The sequence below is a fragment of the Marinomonas pontica genome (assembly GCF_026191375.1).
GTDB lineage: Bacteria > Pseudomonadota > Gammaproteobacteria > Pseudomonadales > Marinomonadaceae > Marinomonas > Marinomonas pontica.
Genome location: NZ_JAODTL010000022.1, coordinates 63,077 through 84,779, shown reverse-complemented (window position 1 = coordinate 84,779; position 21,703 = coordinate 63,077). Strand labels below are relative to the sequence as shown.

At 43.6% G+C, this 21,703-nt stretch carries 20 protein-coding genes and 1 pseudogene; 10 read left to right on the top strand and 11 right to left on the bottom strand.

The features are described 5' to 3' along the window. Positions 1–38: 38 nt before the first annotated feature. Positions 39–791, top strand: coding sequence for a DNA topoisomerase I (locus N5P32_RS03455; RefSeq protein WP_265727784.1), 753 nt, complete (start codon positions 39–41; stop codon positions 789–791). Between the two features lie 31 nt (positions 792–822). Here the strand turns inward: N5P32_RS03455 and N5P32_RS03450 are convergent, their stop codons facing one another. Then, the gene (locus tag N5P32_RS03450; RefSeq protein ID WP_265727783.1) at positions 823–1,311 is read right to left on the bottom strand and encodes a hypothetical protein; all 489 of its coding nucleotides are present in this window, start codon (positions 1,309–1,311) and stop codon (positions 823–825) included. A gap of 64 nt (positions 1,312–1,375) precedes the next feature. Between N5P32_RS03450 and N5P32_RS03445 the strand changes: the two genes are divergently transcribed. Then, entirely contained in the window at positions 1,376–1,810 is a 435-nt protein-coding gene (locus N5P32_RS03445) for a universal stress protein (protein WP_265727782.1), read from the top strand. Between the two features lie 63 nt (positions 1,811–1,873). On the opposite strand, the gene cysS is transcribed toward N5P32_RS03445, so the two are convergent. Further along, on the bottom strand, positions 1,874–3,256 hold the full coding sequence (gene cysS, locus N5P32_RS03440) for a cysteine--tRNA ligase (RefSeq protein WP_265727781.1): 1,383 nt from the start codon (positions 3,254–3,256) through the stop codon (positions 1,874–1,876). A 4-nt stretch (positions 3,257–3,260) separates the two neighbouring features. Next, complete coding sequence (locus N5P32_RS03435; protein ID WP_265727780.1) at positions 3,261–4,934, bottom strand: glutamine--tRNA ligase/YqeY domain fusion protein; 1,674 nt, start codon at positions 4,932–4,934, stop codon at positions 3,261–3,263. A 285-nt stretch (positions 4,935–5,219) separates the two neighbouring features. On the opposite strand from N5P32_RS03435, the gene queC reads away from it, so the two are divergent. The 4 genes from queC (at position 5,220) to N5P32_RS03415 (ending at position 8,018) form a co-directional block, all read left to right on the top strand. After that, complete coding sequence (queC, locus tag N5P32_RS03430) at positions 5,220–5,879, top strand: 7-cyano-7-deazaguanine synthase QueC (RefSeq protein ID WP_265727779.1); 660 nt, start codon at positions 5,220–5,222, stop codon at positions 5,877–5,879. A gap of 168 nt (positions 5,880–6,047) precedes the next feature. After that, on the top strand, positions 6,048–6,698 hold the full coding sequence (gene queE / locus N5P32_RS03425; RefSeq protein WP_265727778.1) for a 7-carboxy-7-deazaguanine synthase: 651 nt from the start codon (positions 6,048–6,050) through the stop codon (positions 6,696–6,698). A 40-nt stretch (positions 6,699–6,738) separates the two neighbouring features. Further along, entirely contained in the window at positions 6,739–7,242 is a 504-nt protein-coding gene (locus tag N5P32_RS03420) for a peptidylprolyl isomerase (protein ID WP_265727777.1), read from the top strand. After that, a complete protein-coding gene (locus N5P32_RS03415) occupies positions 7,242–8,018 on the top strand; it encodes a UDP-2,3-diacylglucosamine diphosphatase (protein ID WP_265727776.1) in 777 nt (258 codons plus the stop codon). Before N5P32_RS03420 ends, N5P32_RS03415 begins: the two co-directional genes overlap by 1 nt. A gap of 62 nt (positions 8,019–8,080) precedes the next feature. Here N5P32_RS03415 and N5P32_RS03410 read toward each other — a convergent pair whose 3' ends face one another. Further along, positions 8,081–8,395: a hypothetical protein gene (locus N5P32_RS03410; RefSeq protein WP_265727775.1), complete on the bottom strand. Its 315-nt coding sequence runs from the start codon at positions 8,393–8,395 to the stop codon at positions 8,081–8,083. 92 nt (positions 8,396–8,487) lie between these two features. Further along, the gene (miaE, locus tag N5P32_RS03405; protein WP_265727774.1) at positions 8,488–9,099 is read right to left on the bottom strand and encodes a tRNA-(ms[2]io[6]A)-hydroxylase; all 612 of its coding nucleotides are present in this window, start codon (positions 9,097–9,099) and stop codon (positions 8,488–8,490) included. Positions 9,100–9,187: 88 nt separating this feature from the next. Between miaE and N5P32_RS03400 the strand changes: the two genes are divergently transcribed. From N5P32_RS03400 to N5P32_RS03390, 3 genes are all read left to right on the top strand, one after another. After that, on the top strand, positions 9,188–9,535 hold the full coding sequence (locus N5P32_RS03400; protein ID WP_265727773.1) for a hypothetical protein: 348 nt from the start codon (positions 9,188–9,190) through the stop codon (positions 9,533–9,535). Next, complete coding sequence (locus N5P32_RS03395; RefSeq protein WP_265727772.1) at positions 9,532–10,926, top strand: formylglycine-generating enzyme family protein; 1,395 nt, start codon at positions 9,532–9,534, stop codon at positions 10,924–10,926. Before N5P32_RS03400 ends, N5P32_RS03395 begins: the two co-directional genes overlap by 4 nt. A gap of 387 nt (positions 10,927–11,313) precedes the next feature. Next, complete coding sequence (locus N5P32_RS03390) at positions 11,314–14,115, top strand: bifunctional aconitate hydratase 2/2-methylisocitrate dehydratase (RefSeq protein WP_265727771.1); 2,802 nt, start codon at positions 11,314–11,316, stop codon at positions 14,113–14,115. Positions 14,116–14,284: 169 nt separating this feature from the next. Here the strand turns inward: N5P32_RS03390 and hpf are convergent, their stop codons facing one another. From hpf to leuC, 5 genes are all read right to left on the bottom strand, one after another. Beyond that, positions 14,285–14,677, bottom strand: a complete 393-nt coding sequence (gene hpf / locus N5P32_RS03385; protein WP_265727770.1) for a ribosome hibernation-promoting factor, HPF/YfiA family — start codon at positions 14,675–14,677, stop codon at positions 14,285–14,287. A gap of 442 nt (positions 14,678–15,119) precedes the next feature. Next, positions 15,120–16,238, bottom strand: a complete 1,119-nt coding sequence (gene asd / locus N5P32_RS03380) for an aspartate-semialdehyde dehydrogenase (RefSeq protein WP_265727769.1) — start codon at positions 16,236–16,238, stop codon at positions 15,120–15,122. Between the two features lie 87 nt (positions 16,239–16,325). After that, entirely contained in the window at positions 16,326–17,411 is a 1,086-nt protein-coding gene (gene leuB / locus N5P32_RS03375; RefSeq protein ID WP_265727768.1) for a 3-isopropylmalate dehydrogenase, read from the bottom strand. Between the two features lie 45 nt (positions 17,412–17,456). Continuing rightward, entirely contained in the window at positions 17,457–18,107 is a 651-nt protein-coding gene (gene leuD, locus N5P32_RS03370) for a 3-isopropylmalate dehydratase small subunit (protein ID WP_265727767.1), read from the bottom strand. Between the two features lie 9 nt (positions 18,108–18,116). Then, positions 18,117–19,544 carry a 3-isopropylmalate dehydratase large subunit gene (gene leuC, locus N5P32_RS03365; RefSeq protein ID WP_265727766.1) on the bottom strand — a complete coding sequence of 476 codons (1,428 nt, stop codon included), beginning with the start codon at positions 19,542–19,544 and terminating at the stop codon, positions 18,117–18,119. A 93-nt stretch (positions 19,545–19,637) separates the two neighbouring features. Here leuC and N5P32_RS03360 point away from each other — a divergent pair, with 93 nt between their 5' ends. Next, the gene (locus tag N5P32_RS03360) at positions 19,638–20,519 is read left to right on the top strand and encodes a LysR family transcriptional regulator (RefSeq protein ID WP_265727765.1); all 882 of its coding nucleotides are present in this window, start codon (positions 19,638–19,640) and stop codon (positions 20,517–20,519) included. 13 nt (positions 20,520–20,532) lie between these two features. Here N5P32_RS03360 and N5P32_RS03355 read toward each other — a convergent pair. Next, positions 20,533–21,601: pseudogene (locus tag N5P32_RS03355) on the bottom strand (MFS transporter). Positions 21,602–21,703: the final 102 nt, after the last annotated feature.

Below are 21,703 nucleotides of genomic sequence, written 5' to 3'. Positions count from 1 at the left end.
CTTATTTAACATACTGAATTCATTGCTTAAGGACAATCATGGCTACCCTTCAAATTTTAACCATTGCATTTTTGATCATCATTGTACTTTTGTCAGTGGTCATTGGATCACGCGCACACCAAAAAGAAAAAGAGATAACAGAACGACGCGTTAAGCAACTTCAACTATCAAACAGAGCAGACCGCGTTGAACAACATATTCGCGGTTTGAAAGATATTAATACTGACACAATTGCCACAGATGTCCTGTATGATTTCTATCTAGACACACTTCGCGAACTTCTGCAATACACCGATGACCCTGAAAAAATTGAAATCCGTATAGCCACAGCCGAAGAAGGCAGAGATACCGAAGCTCTTATTTTCAACCCTGAGCCCGATCTTTTTAGCTTCCAAGAAAAAACCAACTATAAAGAAAGATTAACCAAACTGGCAAAAATGCTGCTGTATTTACGCCGAAAAGGACGCATCAGTAATACGCACTACCAAGCCTGCTATGAATATTTACGCTGGCTGAATTTGTGGATTCAACTCAATCGCCAAATGGTACAAGCCAATAAAAACTTTGCCGGTGGTGATATGCGTGTTGCCCAGACTCTATACGGTGTCATTTTGTCTCACATTAAATCAGATGCAACCGAGAGACCTGAAAAAAACACACTTAAGAACTTCATTACAGAACGCATGAAAGAAATCCTTTCCCCTCAAATTGAAGCAATGAAAGACAGCGATAACCCGGAAGAAGCCTTAACCGAACTCATGCATGATCTAGAAGTTCCAAAAGGACACTAACCGACATCACGCTAGGTAAATAGCAATACACTCAATTCAAGCTGCTATTTACCTTTTCCAGCGCGTAAATCAATTCAGACAATTCATTTAAAGTAGACTCATCCCCCGCCTCATTCCAATACAATGAAACGCTTTCTGGTGCGATTTTTATCCCAGTCAATAACGAGCCATGCTTAGACAAAATGTGCCCCATCCGTTCTTCTATCAAAATAGGCTCACTGCACCACCAGCCCTTTGAAATACTCTGATATTTCCACACTTCGTAAGGCAAAATCCAAATACAATCAGGCAATGTGATCAACTGTTTGGGACGGTAATAGGAATAAGCGACTGTTTTTTGCCGATTTTTTGATTTATCCCACTTGTCAGGAAGGTCAATTGATGTAAGCTGAACCGTAATACCAAGCTTTCGAGCATGCATACGCAAGCTCATTTTTTGACGCTCTTTTTTAGGCGGCACTATCCACAACGCCGACCCCATTAACGAAAGTGTAATAAAGATAACAATAAGAGCAGTCATAATTTTAATGTCTCTCTGGTTTTAAACTAAAATAAGTATATCGAGCTAATATTGGAGGTGTTCTATGATGTATAGCAGAATTCTACTCGCTGTTGACCTAACAGATGAAAGTATTAAGGTAGCAAACAAGGCCGTTGCACTCTGCAAAGCCACAGGCGCAGAACTTACCATACTTCACGTCATTGAATCACTCAATTACGCCTATGGCGGTGACGTTCCGATCGATATCACAGACATTCAGGCCCAATTGCAAGAAACGGCCAAAGAGCGGATTGCCATACTGGAAGCACAACTGGACGTTCCTGTACAAGAAAGCTGCATTTCTCAAGGCGGCATCGAAAGCGAAATCCACCGCATTGCCGAAGAGAAAAAAGTAGATCTGATCGTTGTTGGCAGTCATGGCCGACACGGTTTAGCACTACTTTTAGGTTCAACAGCAAATGGCGTTCTTCATGGCGCACCATGCGACGTACTGGCCGTTAAGGTGATAAAAGACTAACGCCACTTCAATAAGCAATAAAAAAGGCGATGGAACACATCGCCTTTTTACTCACATCCTAAACTAGCTTCTGGTCCAAGTTGTCCCTTCTCGACTATCAAGAAGCTCTATACCCTGGCCAGCCAACTCATCACGAATTTCATCACTACGAGCAAAGTTTTTGTCTTTACGCGCTTGCGTTCTTTCATCGATCAAAGCTTGTATTGCCGCCTCATCCAACCCTTCAGACACCGTACTGTTTTGCAAGAAATACGCAGGATCTTGATAAAGCAAGCCAAGCAGCTCAGCCAAAGAGCGCAGCTCTGCAGCCAACGATGCCGCCTTCTTAGCATCTTCCGCTTTGGCTTTATTCAGCTCACGAACGAGTTCAAACAACACAGAAACCGCAACAGCCGTATTGAAATCATCTTTCATCGCATCTTCGAAGCGTTCAGTAAATACCGACGGCTCAAAGGTCTCAGCTACATCTTGATCTCGTAATGCTGTATACAGGCGGTCAAGGGCTACTTTCGCTTCCAGCAAACTTTGATCTGAATAATCTATCGCACTGCGATATTGACTGGAAACCATCAGATAGCGAACCACTTCCGGATTAAACTTAGCCAACACATCACGCACCGTAAAAAAGTTACCCAAAGACTTGGACATCTTTTCGTTATTCACACGAACCGCGCCACAGTGCATCCAATAATTCACATAGTCTTTTCCGGTCGCCGCTTCTGATTGAGCGATTTCGTTTTCATGATGCGGGAACTTAAGATCAGGTCCACCGCCATGAATATCAAAATGACTACCAAGGCAGTTTGTTGACATAGCAGAACACTCAATGTGCCAACCAGGTCGACCATCACCCCACGGAGAAGCCCAAGAAACCTCACCCGCTTTTGCCTGCTTCCACAAAACAAAGTCCGCTGGGTGCTCTTTTGCCACCTCAACATCAATACGCGCACCAGCCAACATATCTTCAAGTTTACGATTATTTAGCTTGCCATAATCTTTAAATTTAGTTGCACGGTAATACACGTCGCCAGACGTACCCTGATAAGCAAACTCTTTATCGATAAGGATTTGCACCATATCGATTATTTCTTGCATAAATTCTGTGGCTTTTGGCTCACGGTCTGGCATTTTGTTGCCGAGGCGCAACTCATCTTCGCGCTGCGCTGCGATCATGCGCTCAGTCAAAGACTGAGTTGATTCATTATTTTCTTCTGCTCGCTTGATAATCTTGTCATCAACGTCGGTAATGTTACGAACGTAATTGAGTTCGTAACCTAGGTGACGAATAAAACGCGAAATAATATCAAAGGAAATCATCGCGCGTGCATGACCAATGTGGCAAAAGTCGTATACCGTGTTACCACAGACATACATGCCTACTTTGCCTTCTTCGATTGGCTTGAAAATTTCTTTCTTCCCGCTAAGGGTGTTGTAAACCTTCAACATGCGCTTAATTTCCTTTCGCTTCGATTTTCGCCCAAGAATCACGTAGTGTCACAGTACGGTTAAATACCATACCGTCTTCTTTCAAATCGCGACAGAAGTAGCCTTCACGCTCAAACTGGAACCCTTGACCTTTATCAGAATTTACCAAAGAAGGCTCAACTTTGGCGTTAGTTAATACCGTCAAAGAGTCTGGATTGATAAAATCCAAGAACGTTTTGTCTTCATAGTTAGCGTCTGGCGCTTCATTGACGAACAAACGATCATAAAGATTCACTGTCGCGTCTACCGCGTGTTTCGCACTCACCCAATGGATAACGCCTTTTGGCTTATAATCTTCTGGGTTCACACCAAGAGTTTTTTCATCGTAGCGACAAAGTAATTCGACTACTTCACCCGCTTCGTTTTTAATGGCTTCATCACAAGTAATCACATACCCGCCGCGTAGACGAACCGCACCATCAAGCGTTAAACGCTTCCATTTACGCGGTGGCACTTCAGAAAAATCTGCAGCGTCAATGTATAACTCTTTACTAAACGGTACTTCACGAGTACCCGCTTCTTCGTTTTTCGGATGATTACCCACAATGAAGATTTCTTCTTTGTCAGCTGGGTAGTTGGTTAAGGTCACCTTAATGGGATTCAACACGACCATTACGCGATTAGCGCTCGCATCCAAATCTTCGCGAATAGCGTGTTCAAGCATGCCAACATCGACGACACTGTCTGACTTGGTCACACCAATACGCTCACAGAAATTACGGATGGACAAAGATGTATAACCACGACGACGCAAACCAGAAATCGTAGGCATACGCGGGTCATCCCAACCATGGACATGTTTTTCATCCACTAACTGCTTCAATTTACGTTTACTTGTCACTGTGTAGTTTAAGTTCAAACGAGCAAATTCAATTTGCTGTGGATGAGCTGTTTTTAACGTTTCCAATACCCAATCATACAAAGGACGATGGTCTTGGAATTCCAATGTACATACAGAATGAGTAATGTTTTCCAATGCATCAGACAAACAATGAGTGAAGTCATACATTGGATATACACACCATTTATCGCCTGTTTGATGATGATGCACATGGCGAACACGGTAAATAATTGGATCACGCATGTTGATATTTGGGCTGGCCATATCAATTTTGGCACGCAAAACCACTTCACCGTCTTTGTACTTACCGTTTTTCATGTCCATGAAAATGGCCATATTTTCTTCAACGGTACGATCACGGAATGGGCTGTTCTTACCAGGTTCTTTTAATGTGCCACGGTATTCACGCATTTGCTCAGCATTCAGCTCACACGCATACGCTTTGCCAGCTTGGATAAGCTGCACCGCAAAATCAAACAGCTGATCAAAATAATCTGAAGCAAACTTTGGCTCATCTTTCCATTCAAAGCCCAACCACTCGACATCACGCTTGATGGATTCAATGTATTCAACACTTTCCTTCTCTGGGTTAGTGTCATCGAAACGTAGATTACATTGACCGTTGTAACGCTGTGCTAAGCCAAAATTAAGGCAGATGGATTTAGCATGACCGATGTGTAAATAGCCATTTGGTTCAGGTGGGAAGCGAGTAAGAACCTTACCGCCGTGCTTGCCTGATTCGTTATCTTTATCAATGATTTGGGTAATAAAATTACCTGGTTTAGACGTTTCTGACATGTTTGATGTAAGTCCCGATAAGTGTTGATCTAACAATATTGTTACTTTGACCGACAAGTATATAGTATTTCGGATTGCATGGGATATTGAGCAAAAAATCTTTTCGACCTTTTTGTGCTTTTTAACCAAAAATTTGCCCACAATTAAAAACAAAAACCTGATGCCACCAAGGATTAGATAGTTTGAATGATTGGCTGTCTGGTATACTCCGCAATTCACCAACTCTCGCCCTATGCTTACCGCTCAAATAACGGTTTACAGGGTTAATTGTGAGGAACAAAATAGATGTCTGAAAAAGCCGTTGTTGTGTATTCCGGTGGGATGGATTCATTTACCGTCTTGAATACCGCTATCCAAAATGGTCTTGAAGTGTTCGCCTTGTCCTTTAACTATGGACAAAAACACAGCAAAGAATTAGAAGTCGCTGCACAGGTATGTCGTGAATTAGGCATTTCCCATAAAGTTGTAGACATTACCGCGATCAATAGCCTAATGGCTAACTCGTCGCTTACAGGCGATGCCGAGATTCCTGAAGGACACTACGAAGACGACAACATGAAGTCTACCGTGGTGCCAAATCGCAACATGGTTTTGCTTTCGATGGCGATTGCTTATGCCGTTTCCCTAGAAGCTGGCAAGGTTTACTACGGTGCTCATTCAGGTGACCATCATATTTATCCCGATTGCCGTCCAGAATTTGTTGAAGCAATGAACGCCGTGTCCAAAATTGCCAACTATCAATCGGTTGAAATTGTCACACCATTTTTACATGTTTCAAAAGGTGAGATTTTAAAAGCCGGATTAGAGATGAATCTTAACTATGCCAATACATGGACTTGTTACAATGGCCGCGAAAGATCATGTGGCAAGTGTGGCGCTTGCTGTGAGCGTTTAGAAGCGTTTGCCGAGCAAGGTAAAACCGACCCTTTGGATTACGAAGCGTAACCAAGCAATTAAATATTTTTTTCTGATTTTAGTGTGTTTGTTTTAGTGCTGATTGGCTTTTGTTCCACAAATGACCCATGTAGCCGTTAAATTATCAACTAAAGTTATAACCCTTACCTCGACTGTTTTTCGAGACGCTGCTTGTCAGCATGTAAATGGTGTAACCCAATGTATTCTATTAAAGAAGCTTTTTATTCACTACAAGGTGAAGGCGCTCATGCTGGACGCCCCGCACTATTTTGCCGTTTTACCGGCTGCAACTTATGGTCTGGTCTTGAGAAAACGCGCGCAAAGTCCGAATGCCAATTCTGTGATACTGATTTCATCGGCACAAACGGCCAAAATGGCGGAAAATTTAACTCTGCCGAACAACTATGCTCTCACCTTGACGCACTTTGGCCAGACGGACAAGATCATAAATATGTGGTATTTACTGGCGGCGAACCTGCCCTTCAATTGGACGACGAAGTCATCGCAGAAATGAAACAGCATGGATACACCATTGCGATAGAAACGAACGGCACAATGGCATTACCTCAAGGAATTGACTGGGTTTGTGTTAGCCCTAAAACAACCACACCATTAATTGTTAATAAAGGCCATGAGCTCAAACTGGTGTACCCACAAGCGCACCTTTCGCCAGCATTATTTGAGAGCCTAGATTTCCAGAACTTTTATTTGCAACCTATGGACCAAAGCCACTTATCCGCCGACCAAATTCCACTTATTGACACTCAACAAGCTACTTTGAACTATTGTTTATCGCATCCACGGTGGCGTCTTAGCTTACAAACACATAAAATGCTCAACATTGATTAGACAATCGACACTTCGCTATTAATTAAACAAGGAATCTTAAATGATCATTCTACACACCAACTACGGCGACATTCACGTTGAACTCGATTATGACAAAGCACCAAAGTCAGCAAAAAACTTTGAAGATTATGTAACATCCGGCTTTTACGACGGCGTTATTTTTCACCGTGTAATCAACGGCTTCATGGTTCAAGGCGGCGGTTTTGAGCCAGGCATGACACAAAAAGAATCCCGCACAGCGATCGAAAACGAAGCGGATAACGGCCTAAAGAATGAGATCGGTACATTGGCCATGGCTCGTACTATGGATCCTCACTCTGCCTCTGCTCAGTTCTTCATCAACGTTGCAGACAACAGCTTCCTAAACCACCGCAGCAAAACGCCAGACGGTTGGGGCTATGCCGTATTTGGTAAAGTCACTGCAGGAATGGACGTTGTGAACAAAATCAAAGAAGTGAAAACAACGATGAAGTCAGGACACCAAGACGTTCCTGCTGAAGACGTAATCATTGAAAGCGCTGAACTAGTAAAAAGCGAAGACTAATGCTTCGCTATTTTATTTCAGATCTGCACTTAAGCGACAAACGCCCGGATTTAATCCGGGCGTTTGTACAAATGAGCGAAGCACTTATTGCGCGAAATGAGGCATCTGAACTCTATATTTTAGGTGATTTCTATGAAGCGTGGATCGGCGACGATTATCACGCAGACTGGAATACTGAAATAGAGAATGCATTGCTAAATGTGTCTAAAGCTGGAATTGGACTGTTTTTTCTGCATGGCAATCGAGACTTTCTAATTGGCAAAACTTGGTTAGATCGCGTTGGTGCCACGCTCATTCAAGAGCAAACGACAATCGAGCTTGATGGCAAATCTGTGCTACTCACTCATGGTGATGAATACTGTTTAGAAGACACAGAATATCAAGCTTTTAGACAAACCGTTCGCTCGCCCGTTTGGCAGGAACACATTCTAACTTTGCCACTTGAGCAACGTATTGCGTTGGCTGCCCAACTTCGAAATGACAGCAAAACCATGGCATCCGAGAAATCTCTCTCCATTATGGATGTAACACCATCAGCCGTTGAGCATTCGCTAATTCAACACCGCTGCAACAGCGTGATTCATGGGCACACTCACCGCCCAGACCTTCATCAGGATAGCTCTTATCTTAGGTGCGTTCTTGGAGACTGGGATGAGTTTGTTTGGCTAGCAAGCATTGAGAGCAATGTCTACACTCAATACAAAGCCTCGGTTGACCGTTTCTCAAAGCAAGTACTGGCAGGACTGGAAGAAGTGCATAAAGTAGTGCTTACTTAAAAGCACTACATGATACCTATCGATTTAGACAAAAACGCCAGCAACCGCTGGCATTTTTTGACTCATCGTTTTAATAACTCGCGAACCCACACAGTTTCATCTGCATTCCTCGACCGACTAAACTCAATATTGCGGTTATGCAGCATCGCAACAGCACGGAAAAAAGCATTGTTTACAATAACTGGACTCAATTGAATTGAATATTCATTCCACCAATGTTGCTGCGCTTTGCAGGTTAATAATTGATATAAAAAATCCAACTCCAATGAGCCTCGATACATGACATCCAAATCAACTATAGGGTCGACTTTTGCAATTTCTAATGCAAGCCAATAAGTGACATCTGGCAGGGTTTCACTTTTATGTATGCCCATCATATCCTCCAGAATCGCGAGTGAATATTATGAGTGTAGCACCCCGCTAAAAAGGCACCATTAACACAAAGCAAATGATTGTGGCATTTTGTAAATTACGCGTTGCTTGGTGGGCCACTGTGCATGCGAAATTCTTCATCTGGCTCTGTTATAAGCTTTTCTTCTAAGTCACGGAAAAAAGCCACACGATCCTCTATAGGTTCATTGGAATATTCTTTAGCAAGTTCAAGATAATCCTGAAAATGTCTTGCTTCGGATTTTAATAATGACACATAAAACTTCGACAACTCTTCGTCCAAATGCGGAGCCAAAGCGGCAAATCGTTCACAGGAACGTGCCTCGACAAAAGCACCAATAATCATGGTATCGACCAAACGAGCAGGCTCATGGGTACGAATGTGCTTGCGCAAACCATCAGCGTAACGAGAAGCCGACAAATGATCGTACGCCACGTTGCGCTTTCGCATGATTTTATGAACTTGTTCAAAATGCAACAACTCTTCACGAGCCAAACGAGACATCTTATGCAGTAAATTATCGCGATCTACATAGCGATACATTAAGCTCATCGCAGTCGATGCCGCTTTCTTCTCACAGTGAGCATGATCATTTAAAAGCAATGTTTGATTCTCTATCGCCCAATTTACCCATGCTTCAGGAGATTCGCACGGAAGAAATTCAACAAGCTCTGGGTACGCAGATAACATTACTCTACCTTTTTATGTTAAAAAACGTGATTATACCTTGTATTAATTGCTTAGGCAGCAACGTCTTGATTTGGATATCAAATTCGTAATGAATGATTTTTATGAACCTCAAAAACTAAAGATTGGGCAACACGTTGGCGTCGAACTAGACCCTTATGTTTTAAATTACCCAATGGACAGCCAAAAAACCACTTGGGTAGCAGATCAAGGTGGTCGTCCTTTTGTATTGCGCTTCTTCCAATCAAACAAAGGCAAAGTGGAAGATTTTCTGCAAAATGCAAGAAAATACGCCGCGGTAAAACACCCTGCTATTACACCTAACTACCCCCTTTTTATTCCAACTTGTGGGTATTTTCTTGCTCGGCCGTATGCGGTGGCGAAAACCTCTATAGCTTTTTGGGTAAATATCCAGACGGTGCCCCACTTAATGTTGTGATCAGCCTTTTCGATAATATTGCCAAAGCATTGGATCAGGTACACAAAAACAGACTGTTCCATGGCCATTTAGACCTTAGTTCCATCCATGTCGTTAACGGCTTAGGCATTATGACAGGCTTTGGCTCTCACAATTGGATGAAACGAATTGAAGAAAGTGAAATGGACATTCGTTTGTTCCCTAGTGAGTATCTAAAAAAGGACCAACAACGTACTCCATCGTCTGATAAATTTGCCTTTATGCGATTGCTTATGGCGGCGTTACTAGGCGAATCCATTCTTGATAAAGACTTTGCAACGGGCCTTCCTGACACCCACCCATTATTAAGCGATGTGGCATGGGAGCGCATAGTAAAATGGAGCCGTGATAGTGAGCGTCATCGCCCTAAATCATTAGCCGAAGTGATCGGTATTATCCGAGCAAACTTATACAAACCAGAGCCTAATGAGAGCTCTGCCGCGAAACGCGCAGTCAAGCGCTATATTAGGACGCTAACACCTTTGACTATCGGCATTGGCTCAGCAATGGCTCTGGCATTGATGACTGCGGTCATTTTTTGGCCTGAGACACCGCCCCCTAAAGCGGCTATCGTTACACCAAAAATAGAGCCAAAACCCTCAAAAGCCGCTTCATTTGACGCCTTACCACAAATTTTAGAGGAGCCACTGAGCTCTGGTGGCACAGCACCCAAAATTGAAAAAATAGCCCCTTCTACTTTTATTATGGGCGACCAAACGCACGTAGGCGATGACAATGAAAAACCCGCTCATGAAGTTGACATACCAAACGGCTTTTACATTAGTAAGTACGAAGTAACCTTTGATCAGTATGACAAATTTGCTAAGGCCACCCATCGCGAATTACCCCCTGACAATGGCTGGGGGCGTGGCAAACGCCCAGTCATCAACATCAGTTGGTACGATGCGAAAGCATATACTGCATGGGTATCTGACGAAACCAACCAAGAGTACCGCCTACCTACTGAAATTGAATGGGAATACTCGGCAAGAGCAGATTCAGATACGGCATTTTGGTATGGCGATACTGTCAGAGCTGGCTACAGCGTATGCGACAGCTGTGGCAGCAAATGGGATGGAATTTCTTCTGCGCCAGTTGGCAGTCAAGCCAGTAATCCACTAGGCTTGTTTGATATGCACGGCAACGTTGCTGAATGGGTTGAAGATTGCTATCACGACACTTATGACGGCGCACCAACTAAAAACCAAGTATGGCTTGCAAACCAGTGCGATCATCGTGTGTTGCGAGGTGGTTCTTGGTTTGACATCCCTAGAGTTGGTCGAAGCTCGACACGATACCGCGCTCAACCTGACTTAAAAGCCAGTAATTGGGGGTTCAGAGTGGTTAGAGTCATTCAGCAATCAAATGAATAGGCTAAATCAGAATAATTCCGCTAAATGTCACCTATTCGAAATTGTTATGGTACACAGTAAGTCTTTAGCGCTTTTTTTCTATAAAATGTACCCATCAAAAAAGTAATACGCCGTTAGCGAAATGTATCGGATTGCATTCGCTAACCACAGAAAATTAAGGTGGCCGTGCCTTAGGCATGCTGTAACAATACTGAAAAGCCAAGGCTTGAATATGATGTTGCATACGCCACCAGATGCAAAGTAAACGATCTGTATAAAAACCGCTATTCAAGGAACAAGACATTAAGGTTTGGCGTTCTATTTTCTCTAGAGTGAATACCGTTGACCTGATCTTAGCCCTCACGTTTAGCATATAACATAATCGTAAATTATTATTCAGAGGTGCAAATGAGCTTATATTTAGAGTACTTACAAGAGATAGAGAATCGTAAAAGCCAAGGGTTGCATCCTAAACCTATCGATGGCGGTGATCTATTAACAGAAATCATTGCTCAAATTAAAGACACTGGGCACGAACACCGTAAAGACTCCCTTTCTTTTTTCATTTATAACACTTTACCGGGTACAACAAGTGCCGCAGGCGTAAAAGCAAAATTCTTGAAAGAGATCATTCTTGGTGAAGCCGTTGTTGAAGAAATTACACCAACGTTCGCACTAGAACTTTTGTCTCACATGAAAGGCGGCCCATCTGTTAAAGTATTAATCGATCTTGCCTTATCTGATGATGCTTCTGTAGCCGTTGCCGCAGCCGACGTACTTAAAACGCAAGTATTCCTATACGAAGCGGATATGGAACGTCTTGGTGATGCTTTCAAAGCGGGCAACACCGTCGCCAAAGACATTCTAGAAAGTTACGCTAAAGCCGAGTTCTTTACCAAACTTCCTGACATTGACGAAAAAATTGATGTGGTTACCTACATCGCCGCTGAAGGTGATATTTCAACCGACTTATTGTCTCCTGGTAACCAAGCGCACTCTCGTTCTGACCGTGAACTTCACGGTAAGTGCATGATTTCTCCAGAAGCTCAACAAGAAATCAAAGACCTACAAGCTAAACACCCGAATGCTAAAGTTATGCTTATCGCAGAAAAAGGCACCATGGGCGTTGGTTCTTCACGTATGTCTGGCGTAAACAACGTCGCTCTTTGGGCAGGTCAACAAGCAAGCCCATACATCCCATTTGTTAACTTTGCCCCTGTAGTAGCAGGCACAAATGGCATTTCTCCAATTTTCATGACCACTGTTGGTGTAACTGGCGGTATCGGTCTAGATTTGAAAAACTGGGTTAAGAAACTAGACGAAGCTGGCAACCCTGTTCGTGACGCTAACGGCGACACGGTTCTTGAACAAGCTTACTCTGTTGAAACTGGTACGATTCTGACGATCAACACAAAAGAAAAGAAACTGTATAACGGTGATAAAGTTCTTGTTGATGTCTCTTCTGCCTTTACTCCTCAGCAAGTAGAGTTCATGAAAGCAGGCAGTTCTTACGCAGTGGTTTTCGGTAAGAAACTACAAACATTCGCCGCGGAAACACTGGGCATTCCAATGCCAACTGTTTTTGCTCCTGCGAAAGAGATTTCAAACGATGATCAAGGCTTAACCGCTGTTGAGAAAATTTTCAACAAGAACGCCGTTGGTGTTAATTCCAAGAAAGCCCTTCATGCTGGTTCCGACGTTCGCGTTAAAGTGAACATTGTAGGTTCGCAAGACACTACCGGCTTGATGACGTCTCAAGAATTGGAATCGATGGCGGCTACCGTTATCTCCCCAAGTGTTGACGGTGCATACCAATCTGGTTGTCACACAGCCTCTGTTTGGGACTCTAAAGCACAAGCAAACATTCCAAAATTGATGTCTTTCATGAATCAGTTTGGTTTGATCACGGCTCGTGACCCTAAAGGCGTTTACCCACCAATGACAGACGTTATTCACAAAGTATTGAATGACATTACTGTGGATGACACAGCGATCATCATCGGTGGTGACTCTCACACACGTATGTCCAAAGGTGTAGCGTTTGGTGCCGACTCAGGTACAGTTGCGTTGGCATTAGCAACAGGTGAGGCAACTATGCCAATTCCTGAGTCTGTAAAAGTTACCTTTAAAGGCGAAATGAAGAGCTACATGGATTTCCGTGATGTGGTTCATTCTACTCAGGCTCAAATGCTAAAACAGTTTGGCGGCGAAAACGTTTTCCAAGGCCGTGTCATTGAAGTACACATCGGCACGCTGATGGCTGACCAAGCGTTCACATTCACTGACTGGACTGCAGAAATGAAAGCAAAAGCTTCCATCTGTATTTCTCAGGATGAAACACTTATTCAGTCTCTTGAGTTGGCGAAAAAGCGTATCCAAATCATGATTGACAAAGGAATGGAGAACGCAGCACAAACGCTTCACGGCCTTATCAAACTTGCTGACAAGCGCATTGCTGGCATTCAATCTGGCGAGCAACCAGCACTTGCTCCAGACAACAATGCTAAATACTACGCGGAAGTGGTTGTTGACCTTGATGAAATCAACGAGCCAATGATTGCTGACCCAGATGTAAACAATGAAGATGTATCTAAGCGTTACACGCACGATGTTATTCGTCAGGTGTCTTTCTACAAAGACAAGCCTGTTGACTTAGGATTTGTTGGCTCTTGTATGGTGCACAAAGGCGACATGCAAATCATTGCGTCTATGCTACGCAATCTAGAAGCACAAAACGGCAGCGTTGAATTTAAAGCCCCTCTTGTTGTTGCGCCACCAACTTACAACATTGTTGATGAGTTAAAAGCCGACGGCGACTGGGATATTTTGAAGAAATACGCAGGTTTTGAGTTCGATGACACAAACCCAAAAGGCGTAGCACGCACAAAATACGAAAATATTTTGTATTTGGAACGCCCTGGTTGCAACTTGTGCATGGGTAACCAAGAGAAAGCAGAGCCTGGTGATACAGTAATCGCAACGTCTACTCGCCTATTCCAAGGCCGTGTTGTTGCAGACTCCTCTGAGAAGAAAGGTGAATCTTTACTGGGTTCAACGCCATTGGTTGTCTTGTCTACCGTTTTGGGACGCTTCCCAACATTGGAAGAGTACAAAGCAGCGGTTGCAGGCATTAACCTGACTGACTTTGCGCCACCATTAGAAGCAATGACAACAGCGCCAGTAGAATTCATCCCTGCTACTAATATTTAATCAACTTTCGATTAAATAGTACTTTTGCTAAAAAGCGACACTCGCTGAGTGTCGCTTTTTTTATGCCTACATTTGGCGTATGAGGCTTAGGGCTGAGGAAATAGATTTAGTCAAAATAAAGGCACAAAAAAGCCCCGCAATGCGAGGCTTCTCCTAAAAGGTTGATAAACTAAATAACTTCTCGTTCTACCAGCTCATCAAATTCGGCTTGCAATTGACGCTCTATAGGACTCTCTACATCCTGAGCATTAATATGGTGCTGACGACCAGCGTGTTTTGCTTTGTGCTTTATCAACTGCTTTTCTAATTTCCCAACTAAAAGATCAAGGGCTGGCTTTAGTTGCTTGTCTGTCTTAACCGTTGCAAAAAGATCATGACCAGGAATATGAACACTGGCTTCTACAATTAATTCATGAATCTCATGCTTCTCTGTGTTTAGTATCACTTTAATGGTCGTTATTTGGTTATTAATACGCGCCAAGTGATCCATTTTTTCTTTTACTACTTCTTGAACTTCTTCACCAGATTGGACGTGGTGACCGCTAATATTCAATGTATACATAGAGAATTTCCTTCTGTTTTGGTCAGGTGTTTTATTAACGTACTTTTTATTCCTCCTCTTCTGCCCTTACCTATAATCTATGGATGAAGTGATCTAATTTCAATGCCTGTAATGTAAAAACTTGTTCAAGATCATGAACAAACAAAAACACCGAAGAAAGCCACTTATACTCCTTAAACACTTTATATATCAATACCATACCACTTTAAAAGAGCAAAGCATTCAATCGCTCTTTCATTAAAATAAATATTTTTTACACCTATAGCAAGCTTTAGTTTTAACCGCGAAGTGATCTTATTCAATCAGTCGCTAGGTAAGTGTAGCAGCCTAAAAACAAATGAGAGAAGAATTGCACCTGCCATATAGCGGAACATTAAAAATCAGCAAAAAAAACGCCAGTCGGTTAAGACTGGCGTTTCGGTTAGCCTAGAAAAATACGCGACTAGTCGTTTAGCAAAATCCGTAACATACGACGTAGAGGCTCTGCAGCGCCCCACAACAACTGGTCACCAACAGAGAAAGCACTAATGTACTCAGGTCCCATATTCAGCTTACGAATACGACCAACTGGAATAGTCAATGTTCCAGTGGCAGCCGTAGGAGTTAAACGCTCCATAGTCGCTTGCTTATCATTAGGAACCACACTCACCCAATCATTATGCTCTGCAAGCATTCCTTCGATATCCGCAACAGGGATGTCTTTGTTTAGCTTGATCGTGTAAGCCTGACTATGACAACGCATCGCACCGATACGAACACATAGACCATCTACAGGAATAGGTTTCCCGTTGATACCTAAGATCTTGTTACACTCAGCCTGTGCTTTCCACTCTTCACGGCTCTGGCCGTTATCAAGCTGACTATCAATGTAAGGGATCAAAGAGCCCGCTAGCGGAACACCAAACTGATCCGTCGGCAAATTACCAGAGCGCATTGTCTCTGCCACTTTACGATCAATTTCAAGAATCGCACTAGCAGGATCAGCAAGCTCAGAAGCAACAGAACCTTGCAACATGCCCATTTGATTAATCAATTCACGCATGTGGCGCGCACCACCACCAGAAGCGGCTTGGTAAGTCATAGAAGTCATCCACTCGATATGGCCCTTCTCAAACAACCCACCTAGCGCCAATAGCATCAAGCTAACCGTACAGTTACCACCCACAAAAGTTTTAACGCCGCTATTCAAACCTTGCTTGATAACGTTTAAGTTCACTGGATCAAGCACAATAATTGCGTCTTTTTCCATGCGAAGTGATGACGCCGCATCAATCCAGTAACCTTTCCAACCAGCATTGCGCAACTGTGGGTAAATAGCCTTGGTGTAATCCCCGCCTTGACAGGTAATAATAATATCCATTTTCTTCAATGCTTCGATGTCGCTGGCATCTTGAAGCAATGGAATATCTTTACCAATTTCTGGACCTTTCTGCCCCGTTTGAGATGTCGTGAAAAAAACAGGATCAATATGATCAAAGTCTTTTTCTTCCATCATGCGTTGCATCAACACGGAACCGACCATTCCGCGCCATCCGACTAAACCTACAGTGTGTTTTGACATGGTTAACGTTACCTTTTTTTGTGGGGCCACTCATACCAAGAGCAGTATCCCTAATGAATACCCAATATCGTTATGATATTAAGCTTTTTAATGCTGCGCTGTTAACGCGTTAAGTACGGCATCGCCCATGGCTTGCGTACTAACAGTTTCGCACCCTTCTGATGCAATATCTGCCGTTCTAAGACCTAGATCTAGAACCTTGCTTACCGCTGCTTCAATAGCATCGGCGGCTTCTTTTGCGTCTAAAGAATAACGCAACATCATAGCAACTGACAAAATTGTCGCCAATGGGTTAGCGATTCCTTTGCCTGCAATGTCTGGCGCAGAGCCGTGACATGGCTCATACATACCGCGACCTTCCGCATCAAGAGAAGCAGAAGGTAGCATACCAATAGAACCTGTCAACATCGCAGCCGCATCAGAAAGGATATCACCAAACATATTGCCAGTAACCATTACATCAAACTGTTTTGGCGCTCGAACAAGCTGCATAGCAGCATTATCGACTAGCATATGAGTCAATTCGACGTCTGGATACTCTTTCGATACTTCTTCCATGACTTCTTTCCAAAGTACCGTCACTTCTAGCACGTTGGATTTATCAATAGAACAAACACGCTTACCACGCTGACGAGCCGCTTCGAAAGCAGAACGACCGATACGACGAATTTCTGATTCGCTGTAGACATAGGTATTGAAGCCTTCACGTTCGCCATTTTCTAACGTACGAATCCCACGAGGCTGACCAAAATAAATACCACCCGTTAGCTCACGAACAATCAGAATATCCAAACCTGCAACGATTTCTGGCTTCAAGCTAGACGCATCAGCTAGCTGTGGGTATAGAATCGCAGGACGAAGATTCGAAAATAGCTCTAGGTTAGAACGCAAACCAAGTAAGCCTTTTTCAGGGCGAACTGACATGTCTAACTTATCCCACTTAGGGCCACCAACCGCACCAAGCAAAATAGCATCAGCCGCTTTCGCCTTTGTTAATGTAGCTTCTGGCAACGGAGAGCCAGTCTCATCGTAAGCAGAGCCACCGACTAAAGCGCTTTCATGCTGAATATTCAAAGAAAACTGCTCATTCACTGCATCCAATACTCGAACCGCTTGCGCTACGATTTCTGGACCAATACCGTCGCCCGGCAATACCAATACATTCTTAGTCATGTTAAACCCTTTAAAAATCTGTCTTCTAATATGTTGTTTTGAAAACTATTGACCGCGTGGCAAGAAAAGCCACGGCGCATCATTCATGCGTTTTTCTTCGTAACGACGGATCGCGGCATCTTGCTGTAACGTTAAGCCGATATCGTCTAAACCATTCAACAAACAATGTTTACGGAAATTATCGACATTAAATTCGAATGTCGCACCAGAAGGCGAAGTGACGGTTTGGTTTTCAAGGTCAACAATCACTTGAGCGCCTTCACGTAATGCCACTTCTGCAAACAATTGATCCACTTCTTCGGCTTGTAATACGATAGGCAACAAGCCATTTTTGAAACAGTTGTTGTAAAAAATATCCGCAAAGCTGGGCGCAATAATGGAACGGAAACCATAATCATCTAATGCCCAAGGCGCGTGTTCACGGCTAGAACCACAACCAAAGTTCTGACGTGCCAACAATACACTCGCACCTTTGTAACGATCTTGGTTTAACACAAAATCCTTACGAATAGGACGACCATCGCATTCTTGGTCTGGCTGTCCTTCGTCTTCATAACGAAGTTCATCAAATAAATTCTTACCAAAACCAGTGCGCTTGATGGATTTCAAGAACTGTTTTGGAATGATCATATCAGTATCAACGTTCGCCAAATCCAAAGGAGCGGCTAGACCTGTATGTTTAGTAAAAGGACGCATACTGTTCTCCTAGTGTTTAACAAACTCATTAACATCAACAAAATGGCCAGCAATCGCTGCCGCCGCGGCCATTGCAGGACTAACCAAATGCGTACGACCACCAAAGCCTTGACGACCTTCAAAGTTACGGTTGGACGTAGACGCACAATGTTCGCCAGCACCTAGTTTGTCAGCGTTCATTGCCAAACACATAGAACAACCCGGCTCACGCCATTCTAATCCAGCGGCTTCGAAAATTTCATGCAAGCCTTCTTTTTCCGCTTGCGCTTTTACCAAACCAGAGCCAGGCACAACAATCGCTTGCTTAAGTGTAGAAGCAACTTTACGGCCTTTAACAACTTCAGCGGCAATACGTAAATCTTCAATACGAGAGTTTGTACAAGAACCAATGAAAACACGATCTAGAACCACATCAGACAACATAGTTTTGCCTTCTAGACCCATGTATTTCCAAGCACGCGCGTAGCCTTCTTTTTTCACTGGGTCTTTCTGATCTTCCGCACGAGGAATTGGTTCATCAATGGCAATAACCATTTCTGGAGAAGTTCCCCACGTGACTTGTGGCTTAATGTCTTCCGCTTTGATCACAACCACTTCGTCAAATTGCGCGTCTTTGTCAGAAACAAGGTCTTTCCAAGCCTCTACCGCCATATCCCAATGAGCCCCTTTTGGTGCATAAGGACGACCTTTAACGTATTCGACAGTCGTATCATCTACCGCAATCAAACCAACGCGCGCGCCGGCTTCAATGGCCATGTTACAAACGGTCATACGACCTTCCATCGACAAAGATTGAATACCTGTTCCGCCAAATTCAATCGCAAAGCCTGTTCCGCCGGCGGTTCCGATCGCACCGATAATAGCTAACACAACGTCTTTCGCCGAAACCCAAGGTGATAATTCACCATCCACGCGAACCAACATGTTACGGCTTTTCTTCTGCACCAAACACTGAGTCGCTAAAACGTGCTCAACTTCAGAGGTACCGATACCATGTGCTAAAGCACCAAACGCACCGTGCGTGGATGTATGTGAATCGCCACACACAACCGTCATGCCTGGAAGCGTTGCACCCTGCTCTGGCCCAACAACGTGCACGATTCCTTGGCGAATGTCTTTCATGTTGAATTCAGTGATACCGAATTCATTGCAGTTATCGTCCAAAGTCGTTACTTGGATCTTAGAAACTGGGTCTTCAATACCATCAACACCCGAAATTCGCTCTTTCTTAGTTGTCGGTACGTTATGGTCTGGTGTTGCCAAGCTTGAAGACACACGCCAAGGCTTACGCCCAGCCAATCGAAGACCTTCAAAAGCCTGTGGTGATGTCACTTCATGAAGCAGCTGTAAATCGATATAAATCAAAGCGCTGCCGTCATCTCGTTGCTGAACAAGGTGGCTATCCCACAGCTTGTCGTAAAGGGTTTTCGCTGACATAAGTTCTCTCCTCAGAAATCTATTGCGCTATCCTAAAACTTTGACTTAAATTACTCAAATTCATATTTTTCATATTTTGGATAATTTTTTGGAATGATAGACATTGCAGAGCTACTCACCTTTATAAAAGTCGCCGAAACCAGCTCCTTTTCGGAAGCGGGCGCCCAACTATTCGTGACTCAGCCCGCTGTCAGCAAACGCATTGCGGCACTAGAAAGTAACTTAGGGGTTACGCTTTTTGATCGAATAGGACGCCAAGTGCAATTGACTGAAGCCGGTATACGCCTTCTCCCCAAAGCAATAAAAATGGCGGAAGATCTACAAGACATAAAACGCAGTATGACATTGCAAATGCAAGATGTGAGCGGCGAATTACGCATTTCAACCGGCCATCACATTGGCTTGCACCGTCTACCGAAATTTCTCAAACGATTCCAAGAAGACTTTCCAAGCGCGCAATTGGAAATTGAATTTGTTCAATCAGAAGAAGCCTACCAAGATGTTTTGAAAGGACGCGCTGAATTAGGGATCATTACCTTATCTAATAAAGAAAACGCGCTTATAGAATCCTTGCCGATCTGGTCCGATCCGTTGACATGTGTTGTCAGTCAAGATCACCCACTGGCGTCATCTAACAATCTAACGCTTATCGAGCTAGCGAAACACGCATGTGTACTGCCAAATAAAAACACGTTTACCAGGCAAATTGCCGAGCAAGCGTTCGGTAAACAAGGACTAAAACCCAAAGTCCGTATGAATACCAACAATCTAGAAACATTGGCCATGCTGGTAGGTATTGGCTGGGGATGGTCTTTGCTACCGTCTACTTTAGTTGATGACAAATTGGTTGTACTTAACCTTGCCGATCTGAACGTAGAAAGAGAGTTAGGTGTTATTCATCACAAGCAAAGAACGCTTAGCCGTGCTGCCATTGCCTTTATCGAATTATTAAAAAATGACAGCAGTACAATGTAACATGGCCATTTTTTCAACGGCGCTGGCTGAGTATTATAATTGCCAGCGCCGACGCGCTAACACAGGCGGCGGCTGTAAACACCCACGCGCCACCGATCCACTCCCACAAATATCCAGCAATCACCATCCCCAAACCGCCACCCAAACCTATCGCGAAAGCACTGTACATGGCTTGCCCTTGACCAGCATAACGCTCAGGAAACAATCGACGAATTTGTTCAATTGACACCATATGAAACAAAGCAAAAGTGACACAATGCAGCAACTGGGTAAGCACCAATACCCAAACAATAGAAGCGAACCACCCAACCAATACCCAACGAACAACACCACAAACGAAACACAACATGATAATGTGCACAACATCGAATTTTTTAATGGTGTTGCCAAAAACAAAAACAAAAAAATCTCAATCACGACGCCAAGCGCCATTAATAGACCAATAGACTGACCGCTGTATCCGAGGTTTGATAAATGCACCGCAAAAAAGACATTGAATGGCGCGTGGGACATAAAAGCCAAAAAAGCCAGCGTAAAGAACAACATTGACTCTGGGGTCTTCACTAGAGCCATAAAGGAGGTGGTCGCTTTTTGCGTATTAACTTCATACGCTTGTTCTTTCAGAAAAAACGACGTCACCACCGCTAAAGCAAGAAAAGTACACATGGTCGGAATGACAACAACGGTACCAAATTGTCCAATCAAGAAACCCGCACCCGTCACTGCAAACACATACCCTATCGAACCACCAACTCGCAATCGAGTGTACGGTACGTCTAAGTGTCTTATGCTTCTCACAGCCAGAGAGTCAGTCATAGGGATCAACGCCGAGTAAAACAGCGCCATAGTGCACGTTAATAACCACAAAGTTTCGAATTCATTACTCCAGTTAAAAGGAATCACGGCAACAAAGCAGCCCAATATCCCAAGCTGAGTATGCGCTTTGGCAGCCCTACTTTTGCCGTCAACCACCCCCAAAAATGCGGAATGACAATACCCGACAAAGTAAACGTCGACATTAAACGGCCAATTTCAGAGGCACTTAAACCAATCGATTTATAATACATCGAAATATAAGGCATCATGACGCCTACCAAGGCACAGAAAAAAAGTAAAAAAAGAACAAGGGGCCATGCCACAGGACGAGCATTTTCAGAAAACATCAGAGCTCCAGAAAAACCAGA

Bases quoted from the DNA above. Each gene is read 5' to 3' on its own strand.
- N5P32_RS03455 (WP_265727784.1), top strand. From the start codon at position 39: ATGGCTACCCTTCAAATTTTAACCATTGCATTTTTGATCATCATTGTA.
- N5P32_RS03450 (WP_265727783.1), bottom strand. From the start codon at position 1,311: ATGACTGCTCTTATTGTTATCTTTATTACACTTTCGTTAATGGGGTCG.
- N5P32_RS03445 (WP_265727782.1), top strand. From the start codon at position 1,376: ATGATGTATAGCAGAATTCTACTCGCTGTTGACCTAACAGATGAAAGT.
- cysS (WP_265727781.1), bottom strand. From the start codon at position 3,256: ATGTTGAAGGTTTACAACACCCTTAGCGGGAAGAAAGAAATTTTCAAG.
- N5P32_RS03435 (WP_265727780.1), bottom strand. From the start codon at position 4,934: ATGTCAGAAACGTCTAAACCAGGTAATTTTATTACCCAAATCATTGAT.
- queC (WP_265727779.1), top strand. From the start codon at position 5,220: ATGTCTGAAAAAGCCGTTGTTGTGTATTCCGGTGGGATGGATTCATTT.
- queE (WP_265727778.1), top strand. From the start codon at position 6,048: ATGTATTCTATTAAAGAAGCTTTTTATTCACTACAAGGTGAAGGCGCT.
- N5P32_RS03420 (WP_265727777.1), top strand. From the start codon at position 6,739: ATGATCATTCTACACACCAACTACGGCGACATTCACGTTGAACTCGAT.
- N5P32_RS03415 (WP_265727776.1), top strand. From the start codon at position 7,242: ATGCTTCGCTATTTTATTTCAGATCTGCACTTAAGCGACAAACGCCCG.
- N5P32_RS03410 (WP_265727775.1), bottom strand. From the start codon at position 8,395: ATGATGGGCATACATAAAAGTGAAACCCTGCCAGATGTCACTTATTGG.
- miaE (WP_265727774.1), bottom strand. From the start codon at position 9,099: ATGTTATCTGCGTACCCAGAGCTTGTTGAATTTCTTCCGTGCGAATCT.
- N5P32_RS03400 (WP_265727773.1), top strand. From the start codon at position 9,188: ATGAATGATTTTTATGAACCTCAAAAACTAAAGATTGGGCAACACGTT.
- N5P32_RS03390 (WP_265727771.1), top strand. From the start codon at position 11,314: ATGAGCTTATATTTAGAGTACTTACAAGAGATAGAGAATCGTAAAAGC.
- hpf (WP_265727770.1), bottom strand. From the start codon at position 14,677: ATGTATACATTGAATATTAGCGGTCACCACGTCCAATCTGGTGAAGAA.
- asd (WP_265727769.1), bottom strand. From the start codon at position 16,238: ATGTCAAAACACACTGTAGGTTTAGTCGGATGGCGCGGAATGGTCGGT.
- leuB (WP_265727768.1), bottom strand. From the start codon at position 17,411: ATGACTAAGAATGTATTGGTATTGCCGGGCGACGGTATTGGTCCAGAA.
- leuD (WP_265727767.1), bottom strand. From the start codon at position 18,107: ATGCGTCCTTTTACTAAACATACAGGTCTAGCCGCTCCTTTGGATTTG.
- leuC (WP_265727766.1), bottom strand. From the start codon at position 19,544: ATGTCAGCGAAAACCCTTTACGACAAGCTGTGGGATAGCCACCTTGTT.
- N5P32_RS03360 (WP_265727765.1), top strand. From the start codon at position 19,638: ATGATAGACATTGCAGAGCTACTCACCTTTATAAAAGTCGCCGAAACC.